We start from the raw sequence: 16856 nt of genomic DNA, 5'->3' as shown, positions 1-16856 counted from the left end.
GGACGAATGTGAAGTAATTTTTAAGCGATTCCCAGATTCCGACTTGTAAAATCATTCTTAACGAATCTGCTGATCTCGAGATATACCCATCGTAGAACAAAAATCTTAAAGTATTCTGGCTTCATCTTAAAATTTTTTAAAGATTTTCGCTTTCGATACATTTGTCGGGATCAAGAAAGCCGTGATTGCCGCTACAATGGAAGCCCCGACAACAAAGACAGGCTGGCACAGCAACGCCAACCCGCCCTTATATCATTACTTCAACCACAACTCGAAAATTACGCCTGCTGCCACCAGAATCATGGCTCCGCCGAGACGGGTAGCCAGCTGCGCATAAGACATCAAGATCATTCTGTTCGATGCGCCCAATATTTCAAGGTCACCCGAGCCGCCGCGGTTAACGTGGCACAGACCGCCGGCAATGACGGCTTCAATTTCATAGAAGCCAACCATTTTAGCAAAGAACCAACATCCGACGGAAACGCCTGCAATCGTAAAGATACAAATAACAGTGGTTTGCAGATTAACTGCATGAAGCAGTGCGCTAAAATCGGTAAAAGTGATACCAACACCTGCCAAAAAGACATACATGATTTTACCCATCATAAATTCGTTAACCTTTTTCAACCCGTCTTTTGCACGTTGAGGAATGACGTTACATGCATTTGCAAGGATCAAAAAGATAACCATGTAAGCATAAGGGTGAACCTTGAAGGAACCGATACTTGGAAGCAGCCCGTTACCAACCAAATTTGCCAGAGCAAAGAAGGCCATGGCAACAAACAGCCCAAAAACTGCGTCCGCCATTGTGGCATTATTTTCCTTTTTGGCTTCGTTTGCAGCAGTGACTTGACCTTTAATCAATTCGCCGTTACCGGTCCACTTCGGCTTTTTCTTTCCGATTCCATTTAAAATTGCTGCGAAAATGATGGAGAAAATGTTGGCAATTGTTAAGATTGCGATTGCCGAGGAATACCAAATTGTCGGGTCTTGCTGAGTAACTTGGCCCCAAATTTTACTCATCGGAATGGCCCCGGCGCCATTTCCGCCGCCCATAATCGGAAATGCATAATTGATGACGACTTCTTTATAAGGCACACCAACAATTAATCCGCCTACAATCGCAAAGATTATTGCAGTAATTGTACCGACGACAACCATCGGAATAAATGCGCCAATAGCTTTTGCCAAAAACTTTCTATTAATTGCCAAAATGGAGCTGGTGATAATGACCGCAATAAAAAAGTCAAGCATTCCCATTTTGTCAAAAAGATTCTTTACTCCGTCTGCTGCTTCAGTAGGAATAATACCTTGAGCCACTAAAAATGAAGCGCCCAAGAAAGAAAGCAAGGCGCCGCCGCCGAGATAGTCTTTCCAGATAGGAAGGTTATCTCCGACCTTCCCAAAGAAAAATCCAACAACATACAATAACATAATACTTCCGGCAAAAGATGTTTCGATAGATTTGGTGACAATAGATAATGTCACGATTACGAAACCGGCGAACCATGCCCATAAAGGCACCCCGTACATGTTAAGGGATAGAAAATTCCCCTTTGAGGAGGTTCCAATCCCCTCGGAACCTAACGTTGGTGATAGTTTTGACATCGTTATTTCCTCCTAAACTGAATGAATTACAGGGCCATGAATTATGTAAGCGCTTTCAGAAGCGGCACTTCACCATACAAATGGGATACCTTTTTTCGCGTGGTTACGCTCACTGTAAACGCTTCCCATTTTTCTGCAATCGAGCTTCCTGGTATTCGGCTTTTTTTTCGCTTAACGGGTAAGCGGGGAAGGATGGGTAACCAAACTCCAGCAAGTCCGCACATTGATCGCAAATTTGCCCAGCTTTGTCCAATGTCCTTCCATTGCCGTGACATAGCGAGCATTCTTGTCGAGGCTCGTTCAATGGATTTCTTCCTTTCCGATGTCGAAATGATTAAGCGTGTATTGCTTCTCCCATCGAATGTTGGATCATCCTCCTTTATAACAGCATCCAGATTCTTATTAACGTTTTCATTTCTTGCTAATCCAGAGCGTGTTATCATCTGGGATTGAGATAATTTCATTGTAGATTGCAGTTCTTAAAGTATTCTGATCGAATCTTATTATTTTTTAAGATTTGAACGAAAACGAAAGACCGCCAGGAGGATGGTCCTGACGGTCTTTTGGCTTATGCAATTTTGTTCTAGGTTTCCACAGTAAAACGGTATCCGATCCCCCAAACCGTCTGGATATATTTCGGTTTATCGGGCTTATCCTCGATTTTTGTTCGCAGATGCCGGATGTACACCATGATCGTATTGTCGTCGATCACCGTTTCCTTCCAGACGTTCTGGTACAGCTGCTCCTTGCTGAACACCTGGTTGGGATTCTCCATCAAAAATTTCATCAGCAGCGCTTCTTTGGAGGAAAGCGTGATTTCTTCGCCGTTTTTGTAGAACGTATACGTTTTTAGATTGAACAGGAACGGCCCCAAGGCCAATTTAGAAAACTTATCCTTCGATTCGAGCATCTCGCGGTAGCGCCGGATGTGATTTTTCACCTGGGCGCACATAACCTGCGGGCTAAAGGGCTTGGTGATGTAACCGTCGGCACCCAAGCCGAAGCCGATGATCTGATCCGTGTCTTCCTTCTTGCCGCTAAGGAAGACGATCGGGGTGTTGATGCCAAGTGCGCGGGTCTTCCCGAGAACGCCGTAACCGTCGATATGATCCATCACAATATCAAGAATGATCAGATCAAAGGCTTGCTTTTGGATCATATCCATCGCTTCGCTTCCGTTCTTCGCCTGAAATACCTGCATGTTATCGCTTTCAAGAACAGTGGTGATCAGCTTTCGAATATAGTCTTCATCATCGGCGACGAGTACCTTTGCTTTGCTCATACTTATCCGACACTCCTTCGTTAAGATCAAGGCTGCACACGAGTTTTTATCGGACAAAGAATGTGATTTTATTCCCATGACCTTTTAAGGTGAAGTTTATCAACACTTTTCTGAAAAATCAAGAAGTCAAACCTAAAAAAAGGAGATCCGATGAAAGGAGACCACGAAATAACTTGCTTTTTTCACTAAGCAACGAAAAATCGAAAAAACACGGCCGATATCCCTTAATTTGGAATAACGGCCGTGTTTTCGTTTTCTACTTCTGCCTCCAAAGCTGGATTTCTTACTTCATCAGCTTTAGTATTCTTTTTAACTTTACGGTAAGGATCTCCATCGCTATTCCCGTTACCCACACAACTTAAATCTTGTACGCCTTCATCGCCTTGCGGAGCTCTTTCCACGACGGGCGCTTGCCGTACATCAGGACGCCGGTGCGGTAAATCTTGGCCGCCAGCCAGCCGAATACGAAGACCGAGGCGAGCAGGATAACGATCGATGTCCCGAATTCCCACCAGGCTACCTCGCCTGCGCCAAGGCGCAGCAGCATCGAGGTCGGCGTAAAGAACGGAATAAAGGAAGAAATCTTCACCAGCAGTGAATTCGGCGTCGAGACGCTGAAGATGGCAATATAGAACGCCGCCAACGTCAACATTGTAATCGGCATAATCGCTTGGCCAAGATCTTCTGTCCGGCTAACGATCGAGCCAACCGCCGCGAACAAGGTCGCGTACAGGAAGTAGCCCAATACGTAGAGCAGTACCCCCCCGCCTACGACATTCCAATCGATCATCGACATATCGAAGTTAATGGCCTTCAGCGGCGCATTGTTATGCGGCAGCATCAGATTCCCGATCATGACGAGGAAGAAGAGCACAATCTGCATCAATCCAAGGATGAACATCCCGATAATCTTCCCGAACATCTGGGCGAGCGGCGAGACGCTCGTAATAAGAATCTCCATAATCCGCGAGCTCTTTTCCTGCGTAACCTCGGACGCGATCATATTCCCCGTCATTGTATTTGTCATGAAGAATAAGATGATGAGCACGGTGACGACGACGATAGATATCCCTTTCTTGGCAGGGTTCTCCTCTTTGCCGGTATTGCCGCCTTCCTTCAGGATCGTCTTGTTCTCGACTTGAACCGGCTGGTTCAATTGGGCGATCTGCTCCGGAGTCAGCGAATCCTTGACAAGCCACTCCGTCTTAATCAGCGTGAGCGTGCCCGTCAGCTTTGATTCCTTCTCCATGTCAAGTCCGTCTTTCCCGGAATAGACGACGAGCGGAAATTCTCCCTGCGCCTTGTCCTCGAACATGATATACCCTTCGATCTCCCCGGCCTGCACATCCTTCTTCAACTGCTCCTCCGTCGCGTCCGTATACGGCACGAAGCGGAAGTCTGTCTTCTCCTGCTTGGCGTAATGGTCCATCAGCGACTTCGCAATGTCTGGATGCGGTCCGGAGACGATACCGATCGTCGACGGCTCGTTTTTCGAAAATAATGAGATAAAGTACGGGACATTGGCGCCCACGCTAATCAGCAGAGCCAGAACGAGGGTCGAGATGAGAAACGATTTGGTCATTAACTTTGTCCGCAGCGTAAATCCGATAACCGTCCATACATTATTCATTCGAATCACCTCCTACCGCCTTGATGAAGATTTCGTTCAAGGTCGGCTCCTTCACTTCGAAATGCTGAATTGGACCTTGGACGAGCGCCTTCTGCAAAATCTCCTGCGCCGCAGCCTCGTCGCTGATCCGAATTCGGTAACCTTCCTCCGTCCGGTTCACGCCGGCTACTCCCGGAATCGAGCCGAGCCCTTCCACTTCCCCAGCCGTACGAAGCAGCACTTGTTCCCGCGGGTAACGGGACTTCAACTCCCGGAGCGAGCCTTGGACGACCGCATTACCCTTCTGCAAAATCGTTACATTGCGGCACAACTCCTCAACATGCTCCATCCGGTGGGTCGAGAACAGAATGCTCGTGCCTTGGTCGCGAAGCTCCTTGACGGTCTCCTTCAGCAGCTCGACATTGACCGGATCAAGCCCGCTGAACGCCTCATCCAGAATGAGCAGCTTCGGCTTATGCACGATGGCGGCGATGAACCCGATCTTTTGCTGATTTCCTTTGGACAGCTCCTCAATCTTCTTGTTGTAGTTCTCCGGCACATTGAAGCGCTCCAGCCAATATTTGAGATTCCGGTCCGCTTCCTTGCGCGGCATTCCACGCAATTGCGCCAAGTAGGTCACTTGATCGCTTACCCGAATCTTCGGATACATGCCCCGCTCTTCCGGCAAGTACCCTAGCGTGTGCTGAAGCTCGGTATGGAACGGCTTGCCATTATAACGGATCTCTCCTCCATCCGGGTAAATAAGACCAAGCACCATGCGCATCGTCGTCGTCTTCCCCGCGCCGTTCGCCCCGAGCAGACCGTAAATTTCCCCTTCTTCGACGTCCAGACTCAAGCCGTTGACGGCCGTCTTGTCCCCATACTGCTTCACGACTTGCTTCAACTCCAATGGCTTCATTCGCTTCGAACCTCCTAATTCAACTCGATTAAATACGCCAGAATATCATCCAGCTCGATGCCGGCCGTCTGCCGCGGAATAATTCCATTCTCCTCTAAGAACGCATCGGTCCGATCCGCCTGACTGGTAATCAGCCGCACCCCGTGCCGCTCCTGAATCACCTTGACGACGCCCGGAACGCCGGCATAATCCTCGGCTTCCCCTTCTACCCAGAATTCCTTCCAGGCATCGAACAGCGCATCCTTCTCAATGACAAGCAGCACCTGACCCTTGTGCAGAAACAGAACATAATCGGCCAGCCGCTTCACTTCCTCGATAATATGCGTCGCAATGACAACGGAACGCTGGCCTTCTTCCAAATACGAATTCAAATCTTCAATCATCATCCGCCATGAAATCGGATCGAAGCCGGAAGACGGCTCATCCAGCAGCAGGAGATCCGGCTGCGGGCAGATGGCGAGGATAAGATCAAGCTTCCGGCGCATCCCTTTGGACAGCTTCTTGAGCTTCGTCTTCGGGGGGATATCGTACCGGGCCATCAGATGATGGTACAACTTCCAATCCCAACGCTCATACCAGTAAGCGGTGAAGGATGCTGCCGCTTCCGCGGTGAGATCATCCTCCTCCGTATTGGGGCTCTCCGCCACATAACCGATGCGGGTCTTGACAGACGTGTCCGGCTCCGGTAGATTGGCCTCCTGGAAGAGCGCAACGGTGCCATTGTCCGGCTTAATGAAGCCCATGAACATGCCCATCAGCGTCGACTTCCCGGCCCCGTTCGTTCCCACAATCGCGGTGACGCAGCCCTGGGGAATCTGTATGTTCAACGGTCCAATTTGCAGCCGCTCCCTTCGCTTCACCACGTCCTTCAATACTATGACCGGCTCGGTATTCATCGCACTCTCTCCTCATTCCGGATTACTTCATCTGCTTCTGCCGGATCAGGTCCTCCAGCATGTGCGCTAGCTCTGCCGCGGACATCTCAACCCGCATGGCGGCCTCCACCGCTTCCAAGAGCGCATCTTCCACGGCCTGCGTGCGGTAGCGCTCCCGCTCGCCGGCCCCGACCGGAGCAACGAACGTCCCCGTTCCCTGCTTCGTCCGCAGCAGCCCTTCAGCCTCCAGATCCTGATACACTCTTCGGACCGTAATAACGCTGCACCGCAATTGGTGGGCAAATTCACGAATCGACGGCAGCAGCATCCCTTCATCCAGATAACCGCTCAAAATCATCGCGCGCAGCTGATTCGTAATCTGCGCATATAACGGTTCCGAGCTGTTCTCATTAATGTTGATCGGTATGAACACCGCCTGCCCACCCCCTGACTCTTCATATTGGTAATCGTTACATTACAGAGGTTATGCCCGTCTAATCGAGATCCCGATTGCGAATCGTATTCCGGGTGACGGCCATGCCGATAACGAATGCCTGGACAATGACGCCTGCGGCGATCAAGCCACTTACCCACGGATAATACTTGGCTATATAGATAACGGCCATCATCATGCTTCCCCCGGACAAGGTCACGATAACAGAGAGGGCCAGTATGATGAACATGACAATAAAGATGAGTCGCAGGTAGCTCCCGGCATGCTTGCCTAGTTCAAACTGGATGTAAACCGTCTGAACCACGATGGAGTACGCGGTCAGAACGAGCACAAAGGCGACGAGCGACAGCGGCGAGAAGGTCGATTGCAGACTGTCGCTGAGCATCAGCTGGAAGGTGAAGAACACTGTCATATTCAGAACGAAGGCAACCGCAAGCATCATATAGCGTGATAAGGCGATCGTACCCACATCAATCGGCAGAATGCGCAGCTTCCTCATCCATTTCGTATAAGAATCCTCCTGCAAATAGCGCGTGTTCCGCCGAGAGAAAAAGAAGCCCAAATTCGGCAAGGTGAGGAGGTAGACAAAATCAACAACCGCCCGGAGAACTAAAGTATCGCCCTCCTGATCCGAATTCAACAAGCCGTTCAGCAGCAGCGTCGAGATAGCCCCCATATAGCAACTGAACAGCAAGGTAAACAGCGCTCCCCATTTAAAGCGAAGCAGGTCCGTCTTGACCAGCATCCACGCATCCTTCAACTGCTTATTCACCGATATCCCCTCGATTCTCGTATCCATCCATAACATGTGAACAACCCCGTGTCTTGTATATTGAAGCCGCTGCCTCCATGCAGCACTGTACTTACTGTGTATATCTTTATACACAGTATAATCACTTCGCCATTTTTTTGTCAAGACTCGATTCCGATGATATGCGACTTCGGACCTATAAAAAAAGCATCCCGGGCGAGGAATCTTCCTTCACGCGGAATGCTTGACAGTAAAAAATGCCCTTATGCCACGCTCCCCTAATCGGAAGCAAGCATAAGGGCTTGATCGCGGACCTAGCCAAAGATGGCATCGATGACCGGCTTCGTGTGGCCACCTGGGTACAGTATATAAAGAAGCGTATATACGGTAACGCCGGTGATGGCTGTAATGAACCAGATGATCGAGGTGATTTTTCCGATTTTGCGGTGCAGCTTGAATTTGGACCGGAATCCGCTAACTAATGTCGTTATGCCGAATACGGCCGCCACGGTAGCAAGCACAATATGGAACAGCAGGAAAATGAGATAAATCGTCTTCAATCCTTCCGGGCCGCCCCAGGATGTGTTGCCAACAAATATGGTTCGTGACACGTAAATGATAAAGAACAGAAGGGCGGCCACGGCTGCGGCGATCATCGTCTTCTTGTGCGCCTCGCGCTTGCCCTTGATGATAAGCGCCCAGCCGATCGCGACCAGAATCGCACTAATGACGATAAATGTCGTGCTTACCGCAGGCATAAGATTATACAAATCCACGAATGGTATGCCTCCTCTACCTCAATTCAGACTTTCCTATTATTATAAACCAATTCTATGAATGGAGCTGCCCGTCCGGAAGAGTGTCCACAATATCGTCATCCTCTTTGCTTTCTCTACGGTACCAATGAATGAAGACATAATACAGAATACAGCCGAACATAATCTCTTGCACCAGCTTCATCACGACGCCCCCGAGCTGCTGATCCTCCTCTGGCGAGAACCAGTTGAAAAATTCAGGGCCGTCAAAAGCGGCCAGCAGTTTGCTCGGATCCCCGGTAAGGCAGTAACCCATCGCTAGGATCCACGTTTCCTTGTCCACATAAGTCGCGTACAATGGCTCGCTCGCAAAAATAATAAGCGCGCACGCCGGCGTAATCAGCATGCCGTTCAAGAAAATGTAGCCCATTTTTTTGACGTCGCTCAGAATAACCCACTCCGGGACCGGCACGACAATCGGCCACCACATGATCATGGATGCGAAGAACAGAACGATATAGTAGACGACATGAACCGCGTAATGCGTCATCACGTAGTCATGTATTGCCGGCACATGGTAGAACGAGAACAACGCATTGAACAGGACGGCCATAAGGATCGGGTGCATGAATCCTTTCAGCCGCCGCAAGGGCTTGCGATCAAGCAAATACTTCCATAGCCAGGCCGGTATGCCCAATAAAATCAATGGCGGCACAATAATGTAGGTTATGGCCATCATCAGCATATGGAACGTCAGCATCATATGGCTCATGATATTAAGCGGGCCTCCTTGGGCCAAATATAACAGCAGTACGCCGCTAATGAACATGAGCTTCTTAGGTACAGGCACGGGATCAACCTGGGCGAACACTCGTCTATACGGGCCCGTAATTCCCAGATAGAGAATGATAACAAGCACCGAAGAGACAAGAAACAACGGACTCCATACATCATACAGGCTAAAGTATTTCGTTAATTCCAACAATCTCGTTCATCTCCTTCTCTTGCGGATGCCATCATTTCGCCACATTTTGCTCTATTACGGAAAAAGAGGCGACGCCTGTGCGTCCCCTCTTTCTAAATATCCGATTCGGCTTACCACCAGACCCAATATACAGCCATAATAATCGCCAGGAATGCGACGAAAGCTCCACCTATCATAAAGACAATGGGCAACATATGGCCTTTGTCCTTCATATGCATCCAGTAGGCCATTTGAATGATGACCTGCAGCACAGCCATAACAAGAAGCAGGATATAGGTGAAGGTTTTGTTCACGATACCGGCGGAAGCTACCATTACAAAGGCGATAAGCGTCAGTACGATAGAGAAGATAAAAGCAATGATATGCTTTTGCTTTCCTTCATGCTTATGACGGCGATTCGACGAGTTGGATGCCACGTTTTGAGCTGCCATCGCTTACCCCACCTTTCCCATCAAGTAGACAACCGTAAAGATGAATACCCATACGACGTCGATGAAGTGCCAGTAAATCGCAGACACATAGACTTTAGGCGCCGTAACCAGGTTCAACCCCTTCTTGAAGAGTTGGCCGATCAGGATAGAGATCCAGACGACCCCGAAGGCAACGTGCGCGCCGTGGAAGCCGACCAGCGTATAGAACGATGTACTGAAGGCGCTTGTCGTAAACGTATGGCCTTCATGGACATACTCGACGAACTCGTAAATCTCGAAGCCGAGGAAGCAGAAGCCGAGACCGACGGTAACGATGAGCCACGTAATCAGAGACTTGATGTCATTGCGATGCAGAGCTTGAACCGCGAATACGCTCGTCAAGGAACTCACCAGCAGGATTGCCGTCACGGCCGCAATCATCGGAAGCTGGAACAGCTCGCTCGCAGCCGGTCCATCGCCTATCTGATCGCGGAGCGCGAGGAATGTCGCGAACAACGTGCCGAACAACACCGCTTCGCCGCCAAGGAAAAGCCAGAAGCCAATTACTTTATTGCGGCCGTCTAACGTCGCTTTTTCCGGTTCGTGAGGCCAGTGGCTGTCAGCCTGGTGTGCAGGTGCGCTCATGCTTTTACCCCCTTCTGCTCCAACTCTTCCGGTTCAATATGATAGCCGTGATCGTCCTTGAGGGAACGAACGACCATACACGCAAACGTAATCACCAATCCAAAAATCGCAATGAGATGGTTGTTGAACAGGAAATTCAACGCCCCATTTTTGAAATCGTCCTTGGCGAACATGAATCCAAAGCCGGCAATGAACAGCCCTACGGACATCATGAACGGCAAGATGGAAGGTGAAGGCATATGGATCGCTCCAACCGGTTCGGCCGGCGTCATCTCCGTACGTCCTTCCATCTTTTCTTTCCACCAAGCATCATATCCGCGCACAAGCGGAGTCTGCTTGAAGTTGTATTCCGGCGGCGGAGATGGAATCGTCCACTCCAGTGTACGTCCGTCTTCCCAAGGATCGTTGCCGACAACCTGCTTATGACGGTGCGAGATAATAACATTGGCCAGGAAGAGCAATACCCCGACCCCCATCATCAGTGCCCCGATCGTACTGACGAGGTTCATCGTATCGAAGCCCTGGTTCGGCAAATACGTAAAGACGCGGCGCTGCATACCTATCAAGCCGAGGAAGTGCTGGATGAAGAACGTCAGTTGGAAGCCGATCCAGAACATCCAGAACGTGGCCTTGCCTATTTTCTCGTTCAGCATCCGGCCGAACATCTTCGGCCACCAGTAATGGAAGCCTGCGAACAGACCAAGGATAAGCCCGCCTACAATCGTATAGTGGAAATGGGCTACGACGAAATAGGTGTCGTGGAACTGGAAGTCTGCCGGCGCCGCGGCAAGCATGACCCCGGTGACCCCCCCCATAACGAAGGTAGGGATGAACCCTACTGCAAACAGATTGGCGGTCGTGAACTTGATCGAACCGCCCCATAACGTAAATACCCAGTTAAATATTTTGATCCCCGTCGGAACGGCAATCAGCATCGTCGCTATCGAGAAGAGCGCGTTAGCAACCGGCCCTAGGCCAACCGTAAACATGTGGTGCGCCCAGACCATGAAGCCCAGGAACCCGATAAGCACGGTGGCGAAAACCATGGAGCTGTACCCGAACAGACGCTTGCGCGAGAATGTGCTGACGACATCCGAGATAATACCGAACGCAGGAAGAATCAGAATATATACTTCAGGGTGACCGAACAACCAGAAGATATGCTGCCATAGAATGACGTTACCGCCATTCGGAGTATAGAAAAAGTTCCCTCCGAAGAGACGGTCGAACATGAGCAATACGAGACCTACCGTAACGGCAGGGAAAGCGAACAAAATAAGCGCGGACGTAATGAACGCCGTCCAGGTAAACATCGGCATCCGCATGAACGACATTCCCGGCGCGCGCATGTTGATGATCGTCGCCAGGAAGTTGATGCCGCCGATCAGCGTGCCCAGACCGGCAATCTGCAGGCCGAGAACATAGAAGTCAACTCCGTGATGCTGGCTGTAATCCGTGCTGGACAATGGAACATAGGAGGTCCAGCCTGCGTCAGGCACTCCACCCAACAGCCAGCTCAGGTTGAGGAGCAACCCTCCGAAGAAGAATGTCCAGAAGCCGAGCGCATTCAGGAACGGGAACGCAACGTCCCGGGCCCCGATCTGCAGCGGTACAATCGCATTCATGAGGGCGAATATCAGAGGCATGGCGCCCAGGAAGATCATGGTCGTCCCATGCATCGTAATCAATTCATTGAATAATTGCGCATCCACGAACTCGAAATTCGGTTTGATCAATTGTATACGTATTAAGATGGCCTCAATACCGCCGATACCGAAGAATACCCCTCCGGCAATAAGGTAAAGAATACCTATCTTCTTATGGTCGACCGTCGTCAGCCAATCCATTAAGCCGCGATAACGCTTCACCGTGTGAGCCAAGGTCGTTACCTCCCCTAGAAGATGCTTTTCTATTGCTTATTGATTTCTTTCAGAGAATCAAGTTTGTATTCCGCCAGATATTTCACAATGCCGTCAAGCTCTTGCTCTGACAATACGCCCTCGAATTTAGGCATCGTATTCCCTGGCTTCACCTTCTGCGGATCAAGAATCCACTGGCGCAAATGATCTTCCACCACTTGCTGTTCAATCGGTTCGTCAATCGTATCCCGGTTGAGCATGATGCCGGCGACAGCTTCGCGGCTTCCCGTTCCCTTCAAGTTCGGGCCGAGGGAAGGGGCATTATCGATAGCGTGGCAGGTCAGGCAGTTCTGCTTGAAGCTCTCGGCGACTTGCGCATCGCCCTCGAATGGCTTCGGCTCTGCCTTCATCTCATTAACCCAAGCGTTAAATGTCTCCTCGCTTACCGATTTGACCTTGAATTCCATCAAGGCGTGGGACTGTCCGCACAACTCGGCGCATTTGCCCCGGTATACTCCAACCTGGTTCGCGCTGAAGTACATTTTGTTCACGTTGCCCGACGGGTTGGTGTCCATCTTCCCTGCCAGAGCAGGTACCCAGAACGAGTGAAGAACGTCAACCGTCCGCAATTCGACCGCCACGTTTTTCCCTTCCGGAATGATCATATCCTGTGCTGTATGTACGCCCAGTTCAGGATACTCGAACTCCCACCAGAACTGGTGCGCAGTTACCTTCACCTTGATCGCGTCCGGATCCTTGCTGTAATCTTCAGCGAAGGCGAACACATACTTCACGGTCGGCACTGCCAGAATAATCAAGAGGAGAATCGGAATAACCGTCCAAATAACTTCCATCTTGTGATTGCCTTCTACTTGCTTCGGAATCGATTGGTCACCCGGCCGTCTGCGGAAGCGGATGACGGCATAAATGGAAAGCGCGAATACGGCAACGACTACGAGCGTCATTATCGAAATCGCAATCTTCATCAGACCGAACTGACCCTCTGCTACCGGACCTTGTGGATTGAGAGCGGACAAATCCGCGCGTCCACAAGCACTGAGCAGCAAGACGAGCCCGGCTAACAGAGGAAGGAGTCGCTTCACTGCATGCCACCGTTTCATCATTGATCAACCCCACTTTGTACGTTTTCGCTGATTACCGCATCTCATGCCCCTTCACTTGCCCTTCTGTCCGAATGCATCAGCATACATTCATGCGAACGTATACATTCTGCTCCACGCGCGGGATTCCTGTCCTCTCGGCACGCTGTAATCGCTACGGAAGAAAGGCTTCGACCGTGTAGGTAGCGGCATGCTGCATACGCTTACTCATGCCCATGGCTATCCAACCGGTCCCCAAGGAGTCACCGGCTTTTAGCACGGATGTCGTAATCCTGTCAATTAATACAATCACTTACCTAAATATAATTACCAATATTTTATTTGTCAATGTTTCGGAGGCAGTTCACAAAGTGTTCAGAAAGTCATTTTGGCCCGTTATATCAACAAATGCAAACGCTTACAAAATCATTTTACCTCTATCGAAATGTGTCGAAACCAAGAAGATGTTGTCAAATTTTCGATTCTCAAACATTGACGGCGATGCTCCCTGCATACTTATACCCGTTTTTCAGAAAAATAAAGTAAATACTGAAGGAGGGATGCTTATGTCGTCAAAAAATGGTGACGACCCCAAGCGCAATGTTCACTCAATTGTCACTTATACCGTCTGTGCGCTAAGCATTGCCATCGGCTTGACTGGCTGTATTGGCTACCGCTCCGAGAAAACGAGATCCTATGACGGCAATACAACCGCCAATTACGCGAACCGGAAGACGGTGCAGCCCCTGGAAAAGAGACCTTCAACCCCAACCGATTCCGATATCGCCACGCCCGATTACACCGCCAAGGGCAACAGTCTGGAGCGGAAACGGTTCGCCCGCCCGGAATTGCACCGCCCCAATACATTATATGTGGATCGCCCGCTGAGCGCGCTCGTCAGCAACATTGACGGAGTCGCGGTCGGCTATGTTCTGCGGTGGAACGACACCGCCTACGTGTCCTTGACGCTCGACGGGACAGCCAACGGGGTGAACGGGCGAGGCGGAAAAGGCACCCGGGAGCAATACGGCATGGGACGAATCGAGACCAGCGGCGTTCTTGATGACGAGATGAAGCGCAAGGTTCCCCGGATTGCGACCAAGCACAGCCCGATGCGGACGCTGGAGCGGATGGACGATCTGTCCGGTGAATTCCTGCATACGGTGGACACGGCCATTCGGCGCCATGACCCGAGCCTCGCCAAAGTATACACGAGCGCCAATAAGGAATTGTTCAATTCCGTCTCGATTCACGCGTTGCGAGCATACCCGGGGGAGTCGCTGGAACCGGTGCAGGACATCATCCGGGAAGATCTGCGACGCTATATGCGGTAAGGCCCGCGCCTCGCCGCAGGACGCAAAAAAAGCGCTCCGACCTGCTCGGAGCGCTTCATTATATTAAAAAAATGACGGTTCTATCTTGATTGCTGCACGTCCTGCACGCGGCCGGTGTACATCCATCCGCCTGCTCTCTGCCATGACTGTGTGAATTACGATACGCTGGAGTCGATCTTGCCAAGCTCAAGCTCTACAAGATGAGTCAGTTCGTCTTCATAGCCTCCCATAATCCGGTACTTCCGGATATACTCCCTCACAAACTTCCGCGGATTTTTTGGACGGAAAATGCGAGTCATCTCCAACAAACTTTCTTTCACTTCGTTGTGACCTTTCGTTGCCATGAAAATTCCCTCCCAAAAGCGTTGTAGAACATGCTCCGCAATGGAGTACAGCCTGGACGTTTCGCTTCTCTTTCTGGAACTTCGCAACCGTTTCTCTATTATAACATATTCGACAGCACAGCAAAAACACACCGCTAATGTTCGCCAAGCAATGAATCGGGCACCTTGGAAATGAACCGCGACTTCGATCTTGAAATGACTTCCGGTTCCGCCGGGGACAAGCGCTGTAGGATGCCTTCGGTTCGTCCTTTGCCATCGCTGGCAAGCGGTTGGCGAACACGCTATAATGGGATAATTAGGAAAGGAGCGTTACGTGCTTGAAGGGATTACGTGGACTTGGATTAGGCAGAGATATCGCTTTGCTGGCTATTATTTTATTTTTTGTGGAGTTCGTTCGGGGGGCCGCCCTGATTTCATTTATTCCGATCTACGGGAAAAATATATTGCATATCAGCCTGGCCATTATCGGAACCGCCATTACGGCTCACTATTTAACGGATACGATTTTGAAAATGGGGATTGGATATTTGCTTGACCGCTTCTCCCCCCGGCTCATTATCAATGCCGGATTGTTGATATCCTTCGCGGGCATCAGCCTGTTCTATTACGGTGCAAGCGACTGGCTGTTCGTCGCGGCAGCCGCCCTGTATGGCGTCGGCATCTCCCCGGTATGGATCGTGTGCCTCACCAAGGTGAAGGAAGAGAACCGGGCCGCGCAGATGGGATTTCTCTATATGATCTGGCTTGTCGGGATGGGGGCGGGCCCGGTCGTGCTCAACCTGATTGTGGACAAGCATCCGCAGACCGCCTATCTGCTTCTGTTCGCCTTATCGGGTATCGCCTGGGTGCTCAGCTTCTTCATCGGGGGCGGAAGGCAGCAGTTGGCCGATGCCGCTCCCGTTCCGTTCCGGCAGCAGTGGGACGCCCTGCTAGTGAAGGTGAAGGCGATGAAGCCGCTTCTCCCGGGCATGATTCTGCAGACGCTGGGCGCAAGCATGCTCGTCCCGATTCTGCCGACCTTCGCTGCGGAGACGCTCTCCTTCTCGAGCCAGCAGTATTCGGTCCTGCTCGTGCTTGGCGGCGGCTTCACCGTGCTCGGGCTTGTCCCGATGGGCAAATGGTCGGACCGCGTCGGCCGCAAGCCGTTCCTGATTATCGGCTTCGGCATCTTCGGCCTGGCGCTTGCCTCACTGTCTCTCTATCCGTCGGTTATCTTCGCTTACGGATTGGCCGTCCTGCTCGGAATATCCTATTCCGCGGTGCTGCCGGCCTGGAACGCGCTGCTGGCTCTATATGTCCCGCCCGGACATAAAGGTCTGGGCTGGAGTCTGCTCTCCACCGTGGAAGGGATCGGCGTGCTGCTCGGCCCCGTTATCGGGGGTGTCATCGCGAACGCATCCTCCGCCGGCACAGTCATCTGGATCAGCGCGGGCCTGTTCGCCGCGATTTCGATTATTTATTTGTTGTTCCCGTCACGCTGGTTTGCCGAAAAGTAACGGAGACGACGAAGCCGCCAGACAACCGTGCCGGGCCCGGATACAATTCCTTGACCGAGGGCATCTATAATAGAGAGCCTGCGCGACGGCACCGCCCTCGCGGCAGACGGATGCTGAAGAAAAGGAGCTGCGCACCGATGACAAAAGAACAGGAGCATAATCAATATAAGATGAATCCAATGTCCCGCGATAGGGTCGAGGTGGACGGAATATATGCGAATGAATGGGGACGGGAAGAAGTGCTTCACCGCGGCCAGCACTTCCCCTCGGATCCGCAATTAGGCGCGTCGGAGTGGGAGCTGAAGGAGTTCATGTTCGACAATCACCATGAAGGCCGGACCGATCCCCGGCTCGTGCCCAAGGCGGAAGAAGAACCGCCGAAGCAGACGCATCCGCGCAAGCATACCGATCAGGGCGATAAATAAGATTG

The 16856-nt window shown here is 51.0% G+C and carries 17 protein-coding genes; 3 read left to right on the top strand and 14 right to left on the bottom strand.

What is annotated here, in order from left to right; genetic code table 11:
* Positions 1–255 precede the first annotated feature (255 nt).
* The 13 genes from DQX05_RS01800 to coxB form a co-directional block, all read right to left on the bottom strand.
* Positions 256–1608 carry a 2-hydroxycarboxylate transporter family protein gene (locus tag DQX05_RS01800; protein ID WP_119790347.1) on the bottom strand — a complete coding sequence of 451 codons (1353 nt, stop codon included), beginning with the start codon at positions 1606–1608 and terminating at the stop codon, positions 256–258.
* A gap of 583 nt (positions 1609–2191) precedes the next feature.
* A complete protein-coding gene (locus DQX05_RS01795) occupies positions 2192–2890 on the bottom strand; it encodes a response regulator transcription factor (RefSeq protein WP_119790346.1) in 699 nt (232 codons plus the stop codon).
* Positions 2891–3248: 358 nt separating this feature from the next.
* Complete coding sequence (locus DQX05_RS01790) at positions 3249–4520, bottom strand: ABC transporter permease (protein WP_119790344.1); 1272 nt, start codon at positions 4518–4520, stop codon at positions 3249–3251.
* Positions 4513–5418: an ABC transporter ATP-binding protein gene (locus tag DQX05_RS01785; RefSeq protein WP_119790342.1), complete on the bottom strand. Its 906-nt coding sequence runs from the start codon at positions 5416–5418 to the stop codon at positions 4513–4515. The genes DQX05_RS01790 and DQX05_RS01785 overlap by 8 nt, the downstream gene beginning before the upstream one ends.
* A gap of 14 nt (positions 5419–5432) precedes the next feature.
* Entirely contained in the window at positions 5433–6314 is an 882-nt protein-coding gene (locus tag DQX05_RS01780) for an ABC transporter ATP-binding protein (RefSeq protein WP_119790340.1), read from the bottom strand.
* 22 nt (positions 6315–6336) lie between these two features.
* Positions 6337–6726 (bottom strand): GntR family transcriptional regulator, encoded by a 390-nt coding sequence (locus DQX05_RS01775; protein ID WP_119790338.1) that lies wholly within the window; start codon positions 6724–6726, stop codon positions 6337–6339.
* A gap of 61 nt (positions 6727–6787) precedes the next feature.
* Positions 6788–7555, bottom strand: coding sequence for a hypothetical protein (locus tag DQX05_RS01770; protein ID WP_259391724.1), 768 nt, complete (start codon positions 7553–7555; stop codon positions 6788–6790).
* A gap of 257 nt (positions 7556–7812) precedes the next feature.
* Positions 7813–8274, bottom strand: coding sequence for a DUF420 domain-containing protein (locus tag DQX05_RS01765; protein WP_087444044.1), 462 nt, complete (start codon positions 8272–8274; stop codon positions 7813–7815).
* 55 nt (positions 8275–8329) lie between these two features.
* On the bottom strand, positions 8330–9238 hold the full coding sequence (gene ctaG / locus DQX05_RS01760) for a cytochrome c oxidase assembly factor CtaG (protein ID WP_119790336.1): 909 nt from the start codon (positions 9236–9238) through the stop codon (positions 8330–8332).
* A gap of 110 nt (positions 9239–9348) precedes the next feature.
* A complete protein-coding gene (locus DQX05_RS01755; protein WP_119790334.1) occupies positions 9349–9669 on the bottom strand; it encodes a cytochrome C oxidase subunit IV family protein in 321 nt (106 codons plus the stop codon).
* A 3-nt stretch (positions 9670–9672) separates the two neighbouring features.
* Complete coding sequence (locus tag DQX05_RS01750; protein WP_119790332.1) at positions 9673–10293, bottom strand: cytochrome (ubi)quinol oxidase subunit III; 621 nt, start codon at positions 10291–10293, stop codon at positions 9673–9675.
* Complete coding sequence (gene ctaD, locus DQX05_RS01745; RefSeq protein ID WP_182914598.1) at positions 10290–12140, bottom strand: cytochrome c oxidase subunit I; 1851 nt, start codon at positions 12138–12140, stop codon at positions 10290–10292. The genes DQX05_RS01750 and ctaD overlap by 4 nt, the downstream gene beginning before the upstream one ends.
* Positions 12141–12202: 62 nt before the next feature.
* The gene (gene coxB, locus DQX05_RS01740; protein WP_119790329.1) at positions 12203–13276 is read right to left on the bottom strand and encodes a cytochrome c oxidase subunit II; all 1074 of its coding nucleotides are present in this window, start codon (positions 13274–13276) and stop codon (positions 12203–12205) included.
* Positions 13277–13818: 542 nt separating this feature from the next.
* Between coxB and DQX05_RS01735 the strand changes: the two genes are divergently transcribed.
* Positions 13819–14586 carry a hypothetical protein gene (locus DQX05_RS01735; protein ID WP_119790327.1) on the top strand — a complete coding sequence of 256 codons (768 nt, stop codon included), beginning with the start codon at positions 13819–13821 and terminating at the stop codon, positions 14584–14586.
* Positions 14587–14741: 155 nt separating this feature from the next.
* On the opposite strand, the gene DQX05_RS01730 is transcribed toward DQX05_RS01735, so the two are convergent.
* A complete protein-coding gene (locus DQX05_RS01730; protein ID WP_006677863.1) occupies positions 14742–14930 on the bottom strand; it encodes a hypothetical protein in 189 nt (62 codons plus the stop codon).
* Positions 14931–15247: 317 nt separating this feature from the next.
* On the opposite strand from DQX05_RS01730, the gene DQX05_RS01725 reads away from it, so the two are divergent.
* Together DQX05_RS01725 and DQX05_RS01720 are read left to right on the top strand one after the other, a co-directional pair.
* Positions 15248–16426 (top strand): MFS transporter, encoded by a 1179-nt coding sequence (locus tag DQX05_RS01725; RefSeq protein WP_182914580.1) that lies wholly within the window; start codon positions 15248–15250, stop codon positions 16424–16426.
* Positions 16427–16563: 137 nt separating this feature from the next.
* Positions 16564–16851 carry a transposase gene (locus DQX05_RS01720; RefSeq protein WP_119790325.1) on the top strand — a complete coding sequence of 96 codons (288 nt, stop codon included), beginning with the start codon at positions 16564–16566 and terminating at the stop codon, positions 16849–16851.
* Positions 16852–16856: the final 5 nt, after the last annotated feature.

Origin of the sequence: Paenibacillus thiaminolyticus, assembly GCF_003591545.1 — a bacterium.
Classification (GTDB): domain Bacteria; phylum Bacillota; class Bacilli; order Paenibacillales; family Paenibacillaceae; genus Paenibacillus_B; species Paenibacillus_B thiaminolyticus_A.
Note: the sequence above shows the minus strand (reverse complement) of the source record. Positions and strands in the feature narration are given on the sequence as shown.

What these genes read in the sequence shown, in the direction of transcription:
- DQX05_RS01750 (WP_119790332.1), bottom strand. Translation starts at nt 10,293, where the DNA reads ATGAGCGCACCTGCACACCAGGCTGACAGCCACTGGCCTCACGAACCG.
- DQX05_RS01800 (WP_119790347.1), bottom strand. Translation starts at nt 1,608, where the DNA reads ATGTCAAAACTATCACCAACGTTAGGTTCCGAGGGGATTGGAACCTCC.
- DQX05_RS01720 (WP_119790325.1), top strand. Translation starts at nt 16,564, where the DNA reads ATGACAAAAGAACAGGAGCATAATCAATATAAGATGAATCCAATGTCC.
- DQX05_RS01730 (WP_006677863.1), bottom strand. Translation starts at nt 14,930, where the DNA reads ATGGCAACGAAAGGTCACAACGAAGTGAAAGAAAGTTTGTTGGAGATG.
- DQX05_RS01790 (WP_119790344.1), bottom strand. Translation starts at nt 4,520, where the DNA reads ATGAATAATGTATGGACGGTTATCGGATTTACGCTGCGGACAAAGTTA.
- coxB (WP_119790329.1), bottom strand. Translation starts at nt 13,276, where the DNA reads ATGATGAAACGGTGGCATGCAGTGAAGCGACTCCTTCCTCTGTTAGCC.
- DQX05_RS01785 (WP_119790342.1), bottom strand. Translation starts at nt 5,418, where the DNA reads ATGAAGCCATTGGAGTTGAAGCAAGTCGTGAAGCAGTATGGGGACAAG.
- ctaD (WP_182914598.1), bottom strand. Translation starts at nt 12,140, where the DNA reads ATGGATTGGCTGACGACGGTCGACCATAAGAAGATAGGTATTCTTTAC.
- DQX05_RS01795 (WP_119790346.1), bottom strand. Translation starts at nt 2,890, where the DNA reads ATGAGCAAAGCAAAGGTACTCGTCGCCGATGATGAAGACTATATTCGA.
- DQX05_RS01755 (WP_119790334.1), bottom strand. Translation starts at nt 9,669, where the DNA reads ATGGCAGCTCAAAACGTGGCATCCAACTCGTCGAATCGCCGTCATAAG.
- DQX05_RS01780 (WP_119790340.1), bottom strand. Translation starts at nt 6,314, where the DNA reads ATGAATACCGAGCCGGTCATAGTATTGAAGGACGTGGTGAAGCGAAGG.
- DQX05_RS01735 (WP_119790327.1), top strand. Translation starts at nt 13,819, where the DNA reads ATGTCGTCAAAAAATGGTGACGACCCCAAGCGCAATGTTCACTCAATT.
- DQX05_RS01770 (WP_259391724.1), bottom strand. Translation starts at nt 7,555, where the DNA reads ATGTTATGGATGGATACGAGAATCGAGGGGATATCGGTGAATAAGCAG.